The organism is Bacillus sp. URHA0034 (genome assembly GCF_056280405.1).
Genome location: NZ_JBWCDK010000001.1, coordinates 350,129 through 369,955, shown reverse-complemented (window position 1 = coordinate 369,955; position 19,827 = coordinate 350,129). Strand labels below are relative to the sequence as shown.

Sequence of the window (19,827 nt, the reverse complement as noted above, 5' to 3'; positions counted from 1 at the left end):
CAAAAAAAGCCTTTCACAATCTGTGAAAGACTTTTTCCTAGTAACTGTTTAAGTTTACGCTTTTAGCTTTTGTAATTTCCGAACAATCGTAGATTGGTCTACATGTAACATTTCAGCCGCTTTATAAGTATTCCCGTACTTCTCAATGGCCTTGTCAATGAGTTTTTTTTCATACTCCATCACCGCTTCCTTAAGCGGGCGAATTTCTTCTTCTTTTATCATGCTTTGCACCATGGATACTTCCCGAGGAACAAATATTGGAAGTTTAATATCTTTTAAATGAATTGCATCTCCTTCGGAAAGGACAAAACACCGCTCGATCACATTTTTTAATTCACGTACATTCCCCGGCCAACTATACTTCAATAGCATTTCATAAGAGTGTGGCGTAAATTTTTTGGATAGCCCGTACGACTGATTAAATCCATCAAGAAACATCTCGATCATGGGGATGAGGTCTTCCACTCGCTCGCGAAGGGGCGGGACCATAATCGGGATCACATTTAAACGGAAAAAGAGATCCTCGCGGAATTGTCCACTTTTTACTTTTTCCTCCAAATTCATATTGGTTGCTGCAAGAATGCGGACATCCACTTTCTTCGGCTTGATTCCTCCGATTCGTGTCACTTCCCTTTCTTGAATCACCCTTAACAGTTTCACTTGTAAGGTGAGTGGGAGATCTCCCACTTCATCGAGAAAGAGGGTCCCTTTATCAGCCAATTCAAACATTCCCGGCTTTCCTTTTTGACCCGCTCCGGTGAATGCACCACTTTCATATCCAAACAGTTCTGATTCGAGCAGATTCTCGGGGATCGCTCCACAGTTAATCGTGATTAACGGACCCTCACCCCGTGAACTATTCAGATGGATGAGCCTGGCTATTTCTTCTTTTCCTGTTCCTGATTCTCCAAATATTAAGGTGGTTGATTCAAACGAAGCTACTTTTTTGACTAAATGCAACACTTGCTTCATTTCGGAAGATTCGCATATAAAGTTGATCCGCGATTTCATTTCCGTGCGATATTGAGATAATTCTTCTTTATACCGTTCGGTCTGCAGCTTATTTTCTTCCACTTCCTCTTTTAACTGAATTAAATCGGTAATATTCCGTACATTGACGACAATATACTCTACATCTTCCTCGTTAAGAACAGGGTTAACGGTAATGAATAAGTTAACACCAGATTTCATTACATGCGATATCGACGTCGATTTTCTTTCCTTCAACACTTTCTTCGTGATTTCGGACTTAAAGGAAGGGAACATTTTAAATATATTTTTATGGGAAAGATTGGACGTTTCCGACTCAAAGAGCGTACCGATTGCATGGTTATAGCGAATGATTTCCCCGTTACCATCTGTAATAATAATTCCATCATAGGAAGCACTAATAATGGCTTCCAATTGCCGGTTCAGTTTGCGAACCGTGTCCAGTTCCTGCGATATATTCTCAAGCTCCGATATATCCTGAAAAACTGAGACGACGCCGGTAATATCCGTCCCTTCCACAATGGGGGTTCGCGTTAAGATGTGTATTCTATCCCTTCCCACCTCATTCCTTTTGGCAAACTGACCCAATCCTGTCCGCAGAACTTCCAGTACCCCAGTATGACCAACCACATCCGTTACAGATTGGCCGATAGCATCTTCTTTTTTTATGCCAAGTATCTTTTCTGCTGCCGGATTATAGGACGTATAGGTAAGGTTTTTATCAATCGATGTAATTCCAACTGGGGCATATTCGAAAACAGCCTCCAATTCCTTCAAGCGAGATTCGAGCATGTAGATATATGTATCATGTAATTGTCTTTGGCTGATAATTCCGATGATTGATTCAAATTTATTTTGGACTAAATAAAAAGCTTTTTTCTTATGAATTAATGTATTGATATCATCAGTCTCTAAAACCAAGTCATAATTTTGGTTCAATAATAATTGTGAAATTTCATTTACACCGTCCTGGATACCGTTTTTTACGGTGTCCCAGGCTAAAATCCCAATGAGCTGATCATGAATACTATGTACAGGGAGACCCTCTACGCTAGATTGTTCAAATAAAGGCACAACTTCTGTTATACGTTGATTCTCTTTTATGCGGAAAGAAGTTTTAACAGCAATTTCCCTACTTATCAACCTTTTCAATCTGAATACCCCCATTAATCTTTGGCTGAAAACGTTTTTATTTTTCCTTTTATTTTAACATGGTTTTTTATTCAATATTAAAAAAATTTTAAAAATAAAGAAAGTTGGAGGGGGATTGAAGTTCTATTATACTACTTCCCAAAAAAAAGAATCGTGAACGGCGTGGAGACATGTTTTGCTCACCGATATTATTAGGATTAATCGAAGAACATTGACAAAGTTTAACGTAATTACAGATACTGACCTTTGTCCACCACCAGGATCTGACCGGTCACCCCTGAAGAAAGATCACTAGCCAGGAACAGGGCAGCCCTAGCCTGATCGATAGTCTGGGTCGGAACTGTTCTGACGGTACGCGAATGCAAAATTTCCAGCATACTGCTACCCTCCGGTGCTAAACCTCCCTCTTCCTGTTTAGTTGACAACGGCGTTACAGTAAATCCTGGGCATAATGCGTTACAGCGTATTCCCGTACCAACAAGCCTTATCGCAATGTTTTTTGTAAGTATATTCAAGCCTCCTTTGGTCGAGGTATAGGCGGCGCCGCACATCGGCCTTACGCCGTTTGCCGATGAGATATTCACGATTGCACCAGTATTTCTGGGCATCATATGCTGAATAGCTTCTCGGCTATAAATTAGCGGGCCCTTTAGGTTTACATTAATAACATCGTCAATCAAATCGTCGGTTACTGACTCTATCGTCATTAAATCGCCTATGCCGGCGTTATTAACCAGGATATCTACCTGACCGAACTCCGCGATCGCTATAGCAAACACTTCTTTACAATCTTTTGTCGAAGCTACATCCGCAACAACACCGACCGCCTTGCCTCCAATATTTCTAATCCCTTCCACTGCCTTATCCAATGTCTCTTTAACAAGATCAGTCAGCACAACGTTAGCACCTTCTTCGGCATAAAGCTGGGCGATTGCCAAACCAATTCCTTGACCTGCTCCAGTGATAATGGCGGTTTTTCCAAACAATAATTTTTCCAACCTACATTCCTCCTGAGTAATAATATAGCTTCTCGACATTAGCTGAGGCAGATGGGAAAAAGATAGCCTCGAACCCCTACCTATGTGACTGCTTGATCACTGCATTCTCTGCATCGGAGAAAGTAGGTAGTGTCGCGGCTATTCCTGAATGTGTCAATGAATGGGACTTTTGTCTTCTTGTTTCAGTGCTGCCGCACAGACCGCAGCCTCCGTTGAGACTTCCACCCATCATACCATTGTGAAATTCAATATTTCCTTGTGTTCCTGCCTGTCCTTCTAAATCTAATACGTTGCCTCTTCATGCAGCGCTTTCACACAATTCTTCCCTCTTTGATTAAAGAGGACGCCGAGTCGAAAGTATCCACAACTTCTACTTGCAGATAAAAGCACTTACAATACTATCAAACTGTTATAAATTAGCAAGAAATATATTATACATTTTCTTCAAGTAATACTTCCAAACTTTTATTGGAGACATTTTCCACTCTTTTTCCCGGTTTTACGAAAAACATACAGGTCATGGTAAACAAAGCTGCAACCGTCAATGAAATAAACATGGAAATATAGCCATAATGCATGACTAGAGCCCCCACCAATGTTGGAGCGAGGACACTACCGGCGGCCTGTATAAAGTGTAAAATCCCTCCATATGAACCAGCCCTCGATGGCTCTGTATCGATTATAATCGCCCAATACAGTGAACTGTTGAAGTAGACAAATGAATTTCCTAGAAATATCAGGAATAATACAGCTCCTGGACTATGAACAGTCAGTATGGACAAAAAGCATATAATCGTACAAAAATAGGTAACGATCGTAATGCCAGGCCGTGCCAATCGCAAGTTATTGGTTTTTCGTCGAAGAAAATCAGAGAGTTTTGCACCAATTGGACACGTAAAGCAAGCCCCCAACCAAGGAATCATTCCAAGATACCAAAGGGACGATAAATTAAAATGAAAAACGTCCTGTAAGTATTTAGGTGTCCATGTCAAAATGATAAAACTAACAAAGGCTTGCCCAAAGCAACCTAAAGCAGTTAAAACAAGAGTTGGGTTTTTAAAAAAATGATGCCAACGTGTATCATTAGGCTTTGAAGATTTCAGTGCACTTTCTGAATTTAATAACCCCTCGGAAGAACGAATTTCCGCTAACTCTTCCTTGGAAACCCGCGGGTGATTTTCAGGGTAATTCGTAAATACTTTCGCCCATATCAAGGCCCAAATCATCCCAATTGCACCTAAAAAAACAAACATCATTCTCCATCCAGTTACGGATATTAAAAAGACTGCTATCGGCGCTGTTAATAGGGCACCAATCGGTACCCCTACATGCGCCAATGATAACATGAACGCTTTTTCCCTAGGAGCGGCCCAATTTGCTACAGTTCGGCTAACAGCCGTGAAGGATGGACCTTCAGCAAAGCCAAATAAGATACGGAATACAGCAAAACCAATTAATGCAGATCCACCAAACAAGGCTAACCCAATATCACCAGCAAATCCCGTGGCTATTTCAAAAATTGACCAAACTGTAACTACTAAGACCCACAGTAATTTAGGTCCCTTTTTGTCAGCCAAAATTCCACCCAATAAACCTCCAAACATGTAACCGTATCCAAAAAAACCAAGAACTTGACCCCAATTTTCGATATTCAAATTATATTCTTTAATGATAAATTCTCCGGAATATGCAATGGCCCCACGGTCAATGTAATTAATAACTGTAATAAATGTAAGCAATGACATAATCACGTAACGATACTTTCCTCTCATTTACTTCCCTCCAATGGTATTGGTTAATGTTTTATAGCAGATAACGCCCCTATCTCTATTCTCTATCGCTAGAATGTCATTTGATTTTAGACTTAAAATACAACCTGTTTTCCAATTCGCTAAATGATAGTCTAAATATCCAGTTGCAAATTTTACAGTTTAAATCCCTATACATGAGTCCACTCATTAATGGCAATCGACAAGGACATAGAAATCTTTTTCTGCTAAAATCTCAACTACTTCTCAATGCATCCTATCGGAAAGGGTAATAATTACACCGTCTATGTCACAATCATCAAGAAGGTTTATATAATTTTTTTAAAGAGGCAAGTCGGTACCCGTGCCCAAATTTTTACTGCTAGTTATTGCCAGCTACATCTACCATACTAGTTCACCCGAATTCTATTAGTTTAGAATACAATTTTGGCACTAGTTTTCATTTTAAACAGAGAAGAAGCAATTTCCTTTATATAATTGATTTTCCTGCAATAATTGCGCCACGTTATAAATGTTCCTATTTTATTACCTATTTAGGAAAACCATAAAATTAATGTTTTAATTCATGACCCAATGTACTATTGCATCAAAGAGAGCTCTTCCTTTTATATCTCTAGTAGCTCTAGTAATATGGCCATCCCTTGTCCGCCTCCGATGCATAAGGTAGCAACTCCATATTGTACATTGCGCCGGCGCATTTCATACATGAGCGATGTCATCAGCCGAGCGCCGGTTGCTCCTAGCGGATGTCCAAGCGCAATGGCCCCTCCATTGACATTTACTCTGTCCACATCTAGCCCAAGTTCCCGGATGACGGCTAATGCTTGCGAAGCAAATGCTTCGTTTAGTTCAATCAATCCGATATCGGAAAGGCTCAATCCGGTTTTCTTTAACAGTTTTTTTACCGCAGGAACCGGCCCTATTCCCATGATTTCGGGTGAAACCCCTGATGTGGACCAATCCACAATTCTCGCCAGTGGTTTTAAGCCCAACCGATTCGCCTTATCGTTCGACATGAGAATCATAGCCGCAGCGCCGTCATTTCTACCACATGCATTTCCGGCGGTTACCGTACCAATTTCATTGATTATAGGGCGCAATTTAGATAATGTTTCGATGGTCGTTTCTGGCCGAGGATGCTCATCTTCCGAAAATTCAATGGTACGTTTCTTATCTTTGACCATTACCGTTACGATTTCTTTCTGAAACCTTCCTAATTGATTTGCTTTCTGTGCTCGGCTTTGGCTTTGGGCGGCGAATGCGTCCTGTTCTTCACGGCTTATACGATATTTATCCGCTACATTTTCTGCAGTTACTACCATGCTCAAATGATTCCCATACCTCTCAGGTGGCTGAGCCCCATTTTCTAAATTTGAATCCACCAATATAGGATTTCCTTCACCGAAGCGGGCATTCCGCAAATAGATGGGCGCCTGGCTTAAATTCTCCGTACCGCCCACAGCGAGTATCTCAGCCTGACCGAAAGCGATTTCCTGTATTCCCGACACAACTGCCTGCATCCCGGATGCACACAATCGATTTACGGTAAACGCATTTGCTGTTTCCGGAATCCCGGCCCTTAGTGCAGCAACCCTGGCGACATTCGATGACTCCGAAGTTTGCCGAACCTGTCCCAAGATGATTTCATCGATTTGTTGCGGTTCAAGTCCCGCTCGAAAAATCGCTTCCTGCATCACTATTGCAGCCAATTGGCTTGATTCTATACTTTTCAAAGAACCTCCAGCCCGCCCAATTGGCGTTCTTACCGCACTTACAATGACTATTTCACCATTCCTCATTGTTGGGATCCTCCCTCTTCTGTCGCAAGGCTTCTATGGCGAATTTACTTCCATCTTCCTCGCAATTGTAGTTCCCGTAGGGGACTACAACATTATCTTTAATAAATTGTTTTTCTCCTATAAAAATTTTTTCTTCAGTAACTGTAAGTGCTTACAAAACTTCCCCCTTTGAAATTAATTTTTGTAACCTTCCACCTCCTTAGAAAGCCAATATTAATTTACTCCTCAGTGGATGCTACTGGCTGTTACTCTATTATCTTTGCAAAATGCATGCCAAAAGAAAATACTAGAAGAATCCTAGTATTATTAAGTCTGAATGAATAGATTTGATGTAATTTTCCATTTATGAATGCCATTCTGCATGAAAATTAATAACCTCTCTGACAATGACGACTTCATTGTTATTTATTTCTGAAATATCCTTTCTTCTATAAAATGCTTTTTTTCATCAGGACACTACGATTAATGTAATAATCCGTAAAATGCTTGATTGCCGTGATACATGAATCGGCCTTTCGATAGAAAGGAAGTCCACTATCCATCAAAATATCTAAGCTCACTTCCATTTCTCCCGATAAAGAAATCCATAGCGGAATAATTGGTTTATTCAATCGCCTAGCAACCTCTACGGTTTGTCTCACCATTACTTCTGTGTAGGTTCCTAATTTATACGGAAACGGAACGACTACCACATCCAAATTAGGATCATTTGCAAATATTTCAAGGTATTCCCTATACATCCCTAAACTTTGAAAGATGGAAGTCGTCAAATGCATGGGATTGGAGGCCATCCCAAACTCAGATGCAATTCGCTGCAAAAGACCTTTTGTTTTAGGAGTAAGATCAGGAACCACAAGATTGGCTAACCCACACTTTTGGACCAATAAGTTTTTAATACCGGCGGAGTAAGCGAATATGCCAATCCTGTTCCCGACAGGAACTCCATGTTTCACAAAGAGCCATCCCACATCAATTAATTCATCGACGTCTACCGCCGAAATAATGCCTGGATGGTCCTCAACTCCCAACTCCTGCTGACCAATGTTTAATACTATAAGAGGCTTCCCAGCCCTGTTCGCTGCTTCTGCCGCATTCAGGAACTTTTGTTTATCTTTGATCCCTTCGACTATCGCAAAAATAACTTGTGTAGTGGAATCGTATGCCATATATTTGATAAAATCAGCAACTTCCAAATCAGCTTCGCTTCCGGTAGAAACCCAATAATTAAAACCAATTCCTCGATCAACTGAGTCTAGGATGGTTCTCCCCAATCCTCCATCTACGGTGACAACCGATATCCTGCCATTTTGCAAGCGCTTCGGTTCATAATATAACGAGGAAGAGATACCAAACGGTTTTGCTATATTGAATAAACCAAAACTATTGGGGCCTAAAATTCGAATTCCCGTTCGGTCGGAAAAAGCCCTCAATGCTTTTTCAAAAACGCGCTTCTCCTCTGTATCCTCAGTAAAGCGCGTTAAAAGGATAATGAACTTTACTTTTTTTTCTTTACATTCATTAAGCAAAGCTAGGATGGAGCTTGCGTTTTCAATGATCACAACTGTATCCACTTGTTCGGGTATACTCGTTAAATTAGGATAGGCCTTCATTCCAAAAATTTCACTTTGCTCGGAGTGTACTGGATAGATCTTACCCTGATAGTAAGATTTTTGAATATTAATGAGTGCTCTTCCCCCCATCGAATTGGTGTCGATCGAAGCCCCAATGAATGCAACAGATTGCGGAGAAATGAGATAAGATAAATCAGGAAAGCTGTATTCTATCAAAGATATACCTCCTTTTATTTACTATTTATCTATTACTTTTGCAAAAAATGTGCCAAATTAAAAGTCTGAGATTTCCAGGCATGATTTGATTATTTTTCTTATTTAAAATGCAAATTTTCATTTTTGATGTAGGAATACATTGTTGAGACCTATATACCCTAGCATTGCCTCAAACCTTTCTTGGGCTAAAACGTGCCAAACAAAAAAGTACTCATATTTAGCTAGATATATTTAGAAGACTGCTATTTTAAATTAAAAATTCATTTTTAAATTTATATTTGCATGGAAAACTTGTTCTTCATTAAATAAAGATTCCAAAAAATAGCAGATAGACCCTGTTTAATAGGGCAACCCAACCAAAAACTATCTACAACATTGCATAATCTACTATTAAGGTTTGTTTACCAGTTAGTACCTCCGTTCACGCTCCTTCACATGCTTCCCTAATTATAACGTTTCCTTTTTCCTGATGAAGGGATGCCCAATTCATCCCTATACTTTGCCACTGTCCTTCGGGAAATACAAATGCCTTTTTTGGTTAATATATCACTTAACTGTTGATCAGATAATGGTTTATCGTGGTTTTCTTCTTTTATTAAATTCTTCAATTGTTTTTTTACACTTTCGGATGATGCCATCTCACCCGACAAAGTAGATAAACCCGAGGAGAAAAAATATTTCAGTTCAAAGGTCCCTCTCGGTGTTTGTACATACTTTTGAGTGGTAGCCCGACTTACTGTTGATTCGTGAAGGCCTACCGTATCGGCAACTTCCCTCAATGTCATTGGCTTTAAAGCTTGAATGCCATACTCGAAAAAATCCCGCTGTTTCTTTACAATAGTCTCAGCAACCATGCGTATTGTGATTCTACGTTGTTCTAAACTGCGAATGAGCCAACTAGCTGCGTTTATCTTTTCTTGAATGTATTTCTTTGTTTCACTTTCTCCATTATTCAACTTTTGATAAAAAGGACTGATGCTTATTCGTGGAGTTATCGAATCATTGACTAGTACAACGTAATTTCCTTCTACCTTCTCTATAGTAACATCCGGAACAATATATCTATCCTCTTCGTATTGGTAGACCAACCCTGGTCTCGGATTTAGAGTTCGTATATAGTCTATTGCTGCTTGGACTTGGCTTGATGTTGCTTCAAGCTTTTTAGCAATTTTATTAATTTTCCCTTCTGCCAACTCAGATAGATATCTCTTAACGATTTGATAACTAAGGCTATCACTTTGACCCTGATATTCCATCTGTATAATTAAACACTCTTTTAGACTTCTTGCACCCACACCCCTTGGTTCTAAACCCTGAACAACAAACAGCCCCTGCTCAACCTCCCCAATAGGCATATCAAGTTTTTCCGCGATTTGCTCAATGGTAAGGTCCAAATAACCTTTTTCATTTAAATTGCCGATAATATATTGGGCGATTCGTTTCACCATTGGATGGAGCTTCTTCAGATAGGAAAGCTGTTCTAAAAGATGCTTTTCTAATGTTACATCACTTTTTATTATCCAATCCAAAGGGCTGGAAGCGTTTTCGATTTTTTGTATCTTGCTTCTAGGCTCGTAATTATGACGTAAGTATTCCTTCCAGTCCATCTCCTGTGATTTCACTTGCGTTGGCGGATCTACTGAATGAGAATTTGAATTTGAATCTGCATCGAATTGCTCAATAACTGGATTTTCATTTAATTGCTGATGTAAGTACCCAACTAAATCGAAAGCAGATAATTGCAAAATATTTATCGCTTGTCTAAGTTGAGGTGTCATCACTAATTTCATGGATTGCTCTGCAAACAATCCGTAACCCATTTTCATGTTATCTTCCTCCCCCATCTCTATCCCATAATTTTTAAATATTTTATATAGTTAATCTTCGATTTACTATGCAAAAACCATGCCAAATAAAAAAACTTATTCGGATAGTATTTTTAATTATTTTAATTTTTTAAAAAAATGCAACATCGCATTTATGATGTAATTCTGCAGTGTTAATTTAATAATCTTAATAAATGCTATTTCTCTAACAATCGTAAAAAAGCTGCCGGTTCTACCGGCAGCTTTATCCGAAAACACTTTAAACGTTGTGTCCCTTTACTTCGGGACTCACTGGCAAGTTTACATATGAGGCGTAAGTAGAACTGAAGATATATGCAGTAACCGTGAGGATGGAAGACAATACGTGTTTATCTATATTGTCTTTGTCGAATTTTTGATAGCAATCCTAAATCGATGTCCTAGAAGTATGATACGAAGAAGAGGATGTAAAGTAGTTACCTAAACTAGCTGGCCTGAGGGATTTCTTCATGGCTGTTTATACGATTTCGGTGTACAGAATTGCGCATTTTGTCAAAAGGGGACACCTCTCACTTGTTATAAATTTTTAGACAAATTCAGATTCGTGCTTAACGAATCTAATTTGGAAATGGCAGTATTTTTCCTCGGCTTTACAAATAGCATTGATACTTGCCAATAAAGCTGCAATGGATGCTCCTAAAAACATTGAAAGATATCCGGTTTGCAATAAGATTTCCTGTTATAGTTGGCCTTAAAATCATTCCAGAGAAAAAAAAATATGGTTATTCCTGAAATCGTTCCTATTTTAGAAGGAGCTGTATCCACATCTCTAAATCTCTTTTCCTTACATGAGTAACCACGATTTGTAAATGCTTTCAAAAATCCTCCTTTGAAATTAATTTTTGTATCCTTCCGGCTCCTAAGAAAGCCAATATTAAATTACTCCTCTTTGATGCTAGTAGCTATTACTCTATTATCTTAGAGATGCATGCCAACAGAAAAAAAGCTAGGAGAATATAGATTTGATGTGATTTTCCGTTTATGTATGGCATTTTGCATGAGAGAAACATCTTAGTATTGACACCCAATCGCGAAATACAATTCTGGACTCTTATTTAGGGGCCGGAATTTCTGTTTCACCATTTCTTTTTAGAATAACTGCCTTTATCTTCATACCACTTTTTATGAATTTCCGGACGACTTTAATAAAATTTCGTCTATTCTGGTCTTATTTGAGGTTATTCTTTCATTTCTGGAATGATTTCATTGATGCAGGCAATAGCGTTCAATGCCCTCGGAAAGCCAATATAAGGAATACACTGTGTCAGAGCTGATAGCAAAGTTTCTTTATTATTGCCTACATTGACATTGCCCTGAATATGACTACGTACTTGATTCTCACATCCACCCAAAGAGCATAGGATACAGAATGTCAACAGTTCCCTTGCCTTTAAATCCAGTCCGCTTCTTGTATAAATATCACCAAAACAATATGCTGAAAGATAATTCTGAATATGCTTCTGGTTTTCCGGTGTGCTTTCTAGTATTCTGTCAATTCGATCACCAGAAACCATTTTCCGTGCTTTCAGTCCTTTTTCATGTCTGGTTTCTTCCGTTGTTTGTTTCTGGCTTTCCACCGAAAATGGAATGTTTCTTTTCCTTAAACGTTTCATTTACCTGATGGATGGCATTTTGTGTCTTTGAAAATCCGATATACGGCGCACAATGATAGATTGCTTCTTTGATTTCGATTGGGGTTAAACTAATCTTCAATGCTGCACCCACATGCCGTTTTAATTCTTCTAAAGTCTGGTTTGTTGTCAAAACTACAAGCGTAATGAGTTCTCTCATTTTGTCATCCAAGTTGCCTTGAAAATATATCTCCCCATAAATGAAATTCTTCATTAATTGATGGAAATCCGGGTCGGTTTCAGCTATTGGAAGATGAATATTACCAAATAGTCCCTTCCATTTACTGTCGCTCAGTTCAATTCTGCTCATCCTTTCGTCCTCCTATTTGTTTCAAAATAAGCAAGCCTGCATTATCCGGAAATAAATTCCGACAAACGCAGGCTCTGTTTCACATGATACATTGATTTTTAGGCCATCACAGCCTTGTCACGATTCACTTACAAGGTCAATCCTTCTCGTAGAGTCGTACACCTCCGGATAAATCGCCCAGTACGTCCACCAAACGGGTATTGATCACGTCGCCGTATCCCATGCCGATTGCAATCTCATAAGAGTTAAGGCAACTTGCCCCTTGAAGACTTAAGACACCGAGTTCCTTTGTCAGCTCGATGTATAAGGACACATCCTTTGCCGTAAGATTATTGGTCAAACCACCCTCCATATAATCCCCTTGGATGATCGATGGATACCGGTTTAAGGTCGAGAAATTAATGCCACCACCGTGATTGACAACGTCTAAAAAAGTTTCCAAGTTTAGACCAACCTTCTTCGCTGTCACCATCACTTCTGCGGTAGCCGACAAGGCAAGGTTACCTAGAAAATTGTTCAAAACCTTCGCCGCATGTCCGGTTCCACTCTCTCCCATATAGTAAATGTACTTGCTGAATGTTTCGAGGACCCCTCTCACTGATTCCAATGCAACTTTGGAACCTCCAGCCATGATGGTCGACGTTCCCTTTACAACAGAAGCAGCGCCTCCGGTAATGCCTGCGTCTATCAACTCGACACCCTTCTTCTGGTATTTGGCGTACAGCGCCTTTGTCGATGCGGGACGAGCTGTGCTGAGATCGACAATGATCTCGCCGGGCCGTGAATTCGCGATGGTCCCGTTTTCTCCGTATGACACCTTCTCAATAATCCTACTGTCCGGCAAGGACAACAGGATGACATCACTTCGTGCCATTAGGTCAGCAATGCTTTCAGCAGCCAGGATTTCGGCCTCCGCAACCTTTGCGGCATCAGCGTCGTAACCGATCGGTTGAAAACCATGTTCGTGCAATCTCCCCGCAAAGCGTTTCCCCATATTTCCAACACCAATCAGCCCAACCCGAGTATGATTTTCCTGAGCCATTTTCCGATCAACTTCCTTTTTATCGAATATATAATGGAGTTAATTAAACGAATCTATTTATAATAATATTTCATTTTTATTGGAATTGGCATTTAAGCTACAATCATGCTCTTTGACGAATCTGGGTACGGAACGTTTAGCATCAACTGCTTTTCCGTTTATCCACAATTTTAATCGTCCTACTTAACGTCCCTTCCAATTAGCGGGGCGCTTTTCTTTAAATGATAACGGCCCTTCGATTGCATCCTCACTCTCATAAACCTTCTCAAAAATCGCATCTGCACTTTCCCAGGCGGCCGTTCGACCCATCTCGGTCGCCAAATACACCATCTTGTGAGTCGCTGTTATCGTTAGTGGAGCGCCGGCTGCAATGCTTTGGGCAAGCTCCATCGCCTTATCCATCAAAGCAGTCAGTGGCACTACATCATTTAAGAGCCCAATCTCATAGGCACGTTGCGCGCTGATTAACTTTCCCGTTAAAGCCATCTCCATCCAGATTCGTTGCGGAATCATATGCATCAACGGCACGGACCACGGTGCTCCCCGACCCCAACGCGCTTCCGGCATGCCGAACCGTACATGATCAGCCGAAATGGCCAAGTCACATTGCTGCGCTAGAAGAAAACCGCCACCGAGGGCATCCCCATTCACTGCAGCAATCACGGGTTTATTCACCCAAATATTTCGATTTAACATAGGTATAAGATTTCTATCAGGAACCGCAGTTTTGTTTTCGGCAAATTCCTTAAGATGGGCCCCGGCACAAAATGTTTTACCTATTCCGGTAACTATCCCCACTTTGGCATCGCGATCATCACGAAGACGTGCAAATGCATCCCAAAGTCCTTGACGGATTGCTTTACTTAGAGCATTGTGGGAACCAGGTTCATTCAAGGTAATAATGGCCACCTGATCCTTAACCTCATACAATACAGCTTGATTTTCCACTTACTTTCCTCCTCGATACAAACGTACATCCTCTAATATCATTGATTCGCACTCGCTGCGATTAAGGCAACCTATGCAACGATGGACCTTCTCCTTACTGTGAGTGAAACCTTCCCTATAAAATACCACTCTCTTTGTTATTAAAATAGTTTTCTAATAAACACCATTTGCAATAAACGTGCCAAGCTAAAAATACAAATTTATTGTTATTTCTTTTAAAACGGTGGAAATATTAATTTAATTATTCATTTTTTCGATGCAGAAATACATCAATCACTTACGATCCATTGAAACTTAGACTTTCCTAAAAATACGCATCACTTTACCTGGTTCGCAGCGTTGATCGTGGCAAACACGATTGTCAATGCTGGAAGCCATGCAACTAACATTAGTTTCTGAGAGTCGTCGACCTTTCTGCCGTGCTAAGTATATCAAGGTTCAGGCGGTAGATGCGCATCGCGGTGCCATGGAAAAGGTCCTTCTTTTCCGAATCGCTGTAGCTGCGGGTAATGTGCTTCAGAGCGTTCCACAGGGGCACGTAGCCACAAGAGCGACCATCTGGAGAGAAGTTACTCTCCATCATGCACCGATCTGCGCCAAAGGCCTCAATCGCGGTCTCGACATAGGGACGCCAAGTGTCAGCAAGTTCCCTATAGCCTATCACTTCATTTCGCTCCTCGAAACCGAATCCCCAGACTGGCATCCCCAGACCGCCGATCTTACACACCACGTTCGGGCGCCGCGCGATCTCCCGAAGCGAAGCTCTCCAAGTATGAAAGACCTCAGCTCTTTCGTATTCTGTCATGTCCACGCCGACAGCAGTACCCATGTGATTTAGGACGAATGTTAACCCTGGAAATCGATCCACCAAAGACGTCAACTTCGGCAGCGAGGGGTGGTATATTGCAGCGTCGAACGTAAGCCCGCGCTTTTCCAATTCAGCAAGTCCTCGAGGGAATTCATTACTTTCCAGAATCCCAGCTGGCGGTTTGTAAGTCATAACATACCTAAATGGTCTGTCGTCAGGATAGTCCAGCGTTACGTGCCGGATCCCGCGGAATCGATCGGGTGCTGCTTCGAGGCAACGGTCCAATAGTTCGCCGACTTTCGATCCAAAAGTCAAATTTGCATGTCCGATGATTCCTGCACAAATCCGAGCGCTTCCGTAAACTCCGGTGGAATGCATTGCACCTATGCCATTTGCGAACTCGACCTCTCCAATCGGGCGCATATATTCCGGACCGTTCAACCTTGAAAACACCTGGGTCTCGCAATAAACTGAGGCAACGATGTTGTGCCCCGCATTTACATCAGAACTGTAATCATCCGCCATGTACCGGTTGCCCGGCAGGTCGAAAAGGTGATGGTGCGAGTCGACAATAGGCAAATCTGCATCAAGGATTGGCTCCTCGAGGCCTTCCAAGCGCTTTGTTTTCATCGTTATTCCTCCCAACCTTTTTTGTTTTGCAATTCCATTAACATACATCCTTTTTAAATTTATTTATAAGTGGAATTTTACATATGGCTATTTAGTTTTCTTAATATGCCTTTCAGAAAACATTCAGCCCATCCAATCGGCGTTCTTACCGCACTATCTTTTCTTCTATAAAATGCTCTTTTTCATCAGGACACTACGATTCATTTAATAATCCGTAAAATGCTTTACTGACTTGAAACATGCATCGGCCGTTCGATAGAAAGGAAGTCAACTATCCATCAATATATAGAAGCTCGCTTCCATTTCTCCGGATAATGAATTCCATAACGGAATAATTGGTTTATTCAATCGTCTAGCAACCTCTACGGTTTGTCTCACCATTACTTCTGTGTAGGTTCCTAATTTATACGGAAACGGAACAACTACCACATCCAAATTAGGATCATTTGCAAATATCTCCAGGTATTCCCTATACATCCCTAAATTTTGAAAGATGGAATTCGTCAAATGCATAGGATTGGAGGCTATTCCAAATTCAGATGCTATTCGCTGTAAAAGCCCTTTTGTTTTAGGGGTAAGATCGGGAACTGCAAGATTGGCTAACTTACACTTTTGGGCCGGTAAGTTTTTAATCCCAGCGGAGTATGCGAATATGCCGATCCTGTTCCCGGCTGGAATTCCATGATTGACAAAAAGCCATCCCACATCAATCAGTTCATCGAGGTCTACAGCTGAAATGATGCCTGCCTGATGATTCTCCACTCCCATTGCCTGTTGCCCAATGTTTAATACTATAAGCGGCTTCCCAGCCCTGTTCGCCGCTTCTGGCGCATTCAGAAACTTTTGTTTATCTTTGATCCCTTCGACTATCGCAAAAATAACTTGTGTAGTGGAATCGTATGCCATATATTTGATAAAATCAGCAACTTCAAAATCTGCTTCGCTTCCAGTAGAAACCCAATAATTAAAACCAATTCCTCGATCAACTGCGTCTAGGATGGTTCTCCCCAATCCCCCATCTACGGTGACAACCGATATCCTGCCATTTTGTAAGCGTTTCGGTTCATAATATAACGAGGAAGAGATACCAAACGGTTTTGCTATATTGAATAAGCCAAAACTATTGGGGCCTAAAATTCGAATTCCTGTTCTGTCAGAAAAAGCTCTCAATGCTTTTTCCAAAACACACCTCTCCTCTGTTGCTTCAATAATGAGAGTTGAAAGGATAATGAACTTTACTTTTTTTTCTTCACATTCATTAAGCAATGGTAGGATGGAACTTGCGGCTGAGTAGATGACAACTGTTTCCACTAGTTCGGGTATACTCGTCAAATTAGGATAGGCCTTCATTCCAAAAATTTCACTTTGCTCGGAGTGTACTGGATAGATCTTACCCTGAAATTGAGATTTTTGAAGATTAATGAGTGCTCTTCCCCCCATCGTTGGTGTCGATCGAAGCTCCAATGAATGCAACAGATTGCTAAGAAATGAGATAAGATAAATCAGGAAAGCTGTATTCTATCAGAGATATCCCTCCTTTTATTTACTATTTATCTATTACCTTTGCAAAAAATGTGCCAATTTGAAGGGCCGTATTTCCAAGCGTGACTCGTTTATTTTTCTCAGTAAAGATGCAATTTTTCATTTTTAATGTAGGAATACATTGTCAAGACCTACAAACCCTACGTTACACCTAACCTTGTTTGGACTGAAATTTTTTGAAAAATAGGGATATCCAATAGAAGAAGGTAATAGCCTTGTTTAGGAATTACCTATTAAATAGTCGTCTCTTCCTCGGATAATTAACGTAATTTACGCCTTTAGTTTCTGTAACTTTCGAACAATGGTAGATTGGTCTACATGTAACATTTTGGCCGCTTTATAAGTATTCCCGTACTTTTCAATGGCCTTGTCAATGAGTTTTTTCTCATACTCCATCACCGCTTCCTTAAGGGGGCGAATTTCTACTTCTTCTACCATGCTTTGCACATTGGATACCTCCTGAGGTACAAATAATGGTAGTTTAATATCTTTTAATTGAATCGCATCTCCTTCGGATAGAACAAAACAACGCTCGATCACATTTTTTAATTCACGCACATTCCCCGGCCAATTATACTTCAATAGCATTTCATAAGAGTCTGGCGTAAATTTTTTGGTTAGCCCGTACGACTGATTAAATCCATCAAGAAACATCTCGATCATGTGTATGAGGTCTTCCTCTCGCTCGCGAAGAGGCGGGAGCATAATTGGGATCACATTTAGACGAAAAAAGAGATCCTCGCGAAATTGTCCACTTTTTACTTTTTCCTCCAAGTTCATATTGGTTGCAGCAAGAATGCGGACATCCACTTTCTTTGGCATGATTCCTCCGATTCGGGTGACTTCCCTTTCTTGAATCACCCTTAATAGCTTCACTTGTAAGGAAAGAGGTAGATCTCCCACTTCATCGAGGAAGAGGGTTCCTTTATCGGCCAATTCAAACATCCCTGGCTTTCCTCTTTGGCCCGCTCCCGTAAAAGCCCCGTTTTCGTATCCAAATAGTTCCGATTCGAGCAGGTTTTCGGGGATTGCTCCACAGTTGATCGTGATTAAAGGTCCTTCTCTCCGTGAACTATTCAAGTGAATAAGTCTGGCAATTTCCTCTTTTCCCGTACCGGATTCCCCCAATATTAAGGTCGTTGATTCAAACGAAGATACTTTTTTGACTAAATGCAACACTTGCTTCATTTTGGAAGACTCTCCTATAAAATGGATATGGGATTTTAATTCCGTACGATATTGGGATAATTCTTCCTTATATCGCTCCGTAATTAATTTATTTTCTTCTACTTCCTTTTTTAACTGAATTAAGTTGGTGATATTTCGCACATTAACTACCATATAATCTACATTTTCCTCAATCATAACTGGATTTACGGTAATGATTAAGTTTACCCCGGATTCTTCCATAATATCAGATAGAGTAATCGATTTTCTTTCTTTCAAAACTTTCTTTGTTATATCGGATTTAAATGAAGGGAAATTCTGAAATAAATTTTTGGGGTGCCGTTTGGAAAAATCCAATTCCAAGAGCTTTTCAATAGCTTGATTATAGCGAAGATATTCCCCATTGCAATCGGTAATGATAATCCCATCATACGAGGCACGAATAATTGCTTCAAGTTGCTGGTTTAGTTTGCGAACCGTGTCCAGTTCCAACGATATATTCTCAAGCTCCGAAATATCCTGAAAAACGGAGACGACACCGTTAATGTTTTCCCCTTCTATAATGGGAGTCCTTGTTGAGATATATTTTCTGTTTCCAACCTCATACTTTTTAGCCACCTGGGATTCTCCTGTCTGCAGGACTTCCAGCATCCCCCCAGGAACAACCACATCCGTTACGAAGCGACCAATCGTATTTTCTATTTTTACACCGGATATCTTTTCTGCTGCCGGATTATAGGAAGAAAATAATCCGTTTTTATCAATCGATGCAATTCCAACGGGGGCATGTTCAAAAACCGCCTCCAATTCCTTTAGGCGAGATTGGAGCATATCGATATAGGCATCCTTTAATTGGCTTTGGCTGATGATTCCAATAATCGATTGATGTTTATTTTGAACTAAAAAAAACGCTTTTTTATGACGGATTAATGCACAGATGTCATCCGTGTCTAAAACGAAGTCATAGTCCTGGTTCAATGGTAATCGCGAAATTTCATTTAAACCATTTTGAATGGCGCATTTTACAGTGTCCCAAGCCAAAATCCCCATGAGCTGATCATGAATGCTATATACAGGGACACCCTCCAGACTGGATTGTTCAAATAAAGGCGCAACTTCTGTCATTCGTTGATTCACCTTTATTCGAATAGAAGTTTTGACAGCAATTTCCCTACTTATCATCCTTTTCAAGCCAAACACCTCCTCAAAAACACATGCCCAGCACTATTAGCTATCGAATTTAGGGATCTCTTTGTGCAGAACTACTCCTTTGCCAGTTGAACCCCGATCCGCTTAGGCAGCAATCTTGACCCACCACAGCCGGGCATTATGCTGCGATCTGTTTCCGGTAACCAAAGATTGCCGTTTTAGCTGTTACAATCATGTCTC

Annotated in this window: 13 protein-coding genes; all 13 read right to left on the bottom strand. The window is 40.5% G+C overall.

The genetic code is table 11. The features are described 5' to 3' along the window. Positions 1-54: 54 nt before the first annotated feature. Positions 55-2,142 carry a sigma 54-interacting transcriptional regulator gene (locus ACZ9EE_RS01880; protein WP_476024966.1) on the bottom strand — a complete coding sequence of 696 codons (2,088 nt, stop codon included), beginning with the start codon at positions 2,140-2,142 and terminating at the stop codon, positions 55-57. Positions 2,143-2,372: 230 nt separating this feature from the next. Beyond that, positions 2,373-3,140 (bottom strand): SDR family NAD(P)-dependent oxidoreductase, encoded by a 768-nt coding sequence (locus ACZ9EE_RS01875; protein ID WP_476024965.1) that lies wholly within the window; start codon positions 3,138-3,140, stop codon positions 2,373-2,375. Positions 3,141-3,571: 431 nt separating this feature from the next. Beyond that, positions 3,572-4,912, bottom strand: a complete 1,341-nt coding sequence (locus tag ACZ9EE_RS01870; protein ID WP_476024964.1) for an MFS transporter — start codon at positions 4,910-4,912, stop codon at positions 3,572-3,574. Positions 4,913-5,514: 602 nt separating this feature from the next. After that, positions 5,515-6,708, bottom strand: coding sequence for a thiolase family protein (locus tag ACZ9EE_RS01865; protein WP_476024963.1), 1,194 nt, complete (start codon positions 6,706-6,708; stop codon positions 5,515-5,517). Between the two features lie 428 nt (positions 6,709-7,136). After that, positions 7,137-8,495 (bottom strand): CoA-binding protein, encoded by a 1,359-nt coding sequence (locus ACZ9EE_RS01860; RefSeq protein ID WP_476024962.1) that lies wholly within the window; start codon positions 8,493-8,495, stop codon positions 7,137-7,139. A gap of 443 nt (positions 8,496-8,938) precedes the next feature. After that, the gene (gene rpoN / locus ACZ9EE_RS01855; RefSeq protein WP_476025059.1) at positions 8,939-10,315 is read right to left on the bottom strand and encodes an RNA polymerase factor sigma-54; all 1,377 of its coding nucleotides are present in this window, start codon (positions 10,313-10,315) and stop codon (positions 8,939-8,941) included. Positions 10,316-11,538: 1,223 nt separating this feature from the next. After that, the gene (locus tag ACZ9EE_RS01850) at positions 11,539-11,937 is read right to left on the bottom strand and encodes a carboxymuconolactone decarboxylase family protein (protein WP_476024961.1); all 399 of its coding nucleotides are present in this window, start codon (positions 11,935-11,937) and stop codon (positions 11,539-11,541) included. Further along, a complete protein-coding gene (locus ACZ9EE_RS01845) occupies positions 11,897-12,301 on the bottom strand; it encodes a carboxymuconolactone decarboxylase family protein (RefSeq protein WP_476024960.1) in 405 nt (134 codons plus the stop codon). The genes ACZ9EE_RS01850 and ACZ9EE_RS01845 overlap by 41 nt, the downstream gene beginning before the upstream one ends. Positions 12,302-12,437: 136 nt before the next feature. Continuing rightward, positions 12,438-13,343, bottom strand: a complete 906-nt coding sequence (locus tag ACZ9EE_RS01840; protein WP_476024959.1) for an NAD(P)-dependent oxidoreductase — start codon at positions 13,341-13,343, stop codon at positions 12,438-12,440. A gap of 183 nt (positions 13,344-13,526) precedes the next feature. After that, complete coding sequence (locus ACZ9EE_RS01835; protein WP_476024958.1) at positions 13,527-14,291, bottom strand: enoyl-CoA hydratase/isomerase family protein; 765 nt, start codon at positions 14,289-14,291, stop codon at positions 13,527-13,529. Between the two features lie 388 nt (positions 14,292-14,679). Next, on the bottom strand, positions 14,680-15,729 hold the full coding sequence (locus ACZ9EE_RS01830) for an amidohydrolase family protein (RefSeq protein WP_476024957.1): 1,050 nt from the start codon (positions 15,727-15,729) through the stop codon (positions 14,680-14,682). A gap of 267 nt (positions 15,730-15,996) precedes the next feature. Next, positions 15,997-17,169, bottom strand: coding sequence for a CoA-binding protein (locus ACZ9EE_RS01825; protein ID WP_476024956.1), 1,173 nt, complete (start codon positions 17,167-17,169; stop codon positions 15,997-15,999). A gap of 372 nt (positions 17,170-17,541) precedes the next feature. Next, positions 17,542-19,620, bottom strand: coding sequence for a sigma 54-interacting transcriptional regulator (locus ACZ9EE_RS01820; protein ID WP_476025058.1), 2,079 nt, complete (start codon positions 19,618-19,620; stop codon positions 17,542-17,544). Positions 19,621-19,827 lie beyond the last annotated feature (207 nt).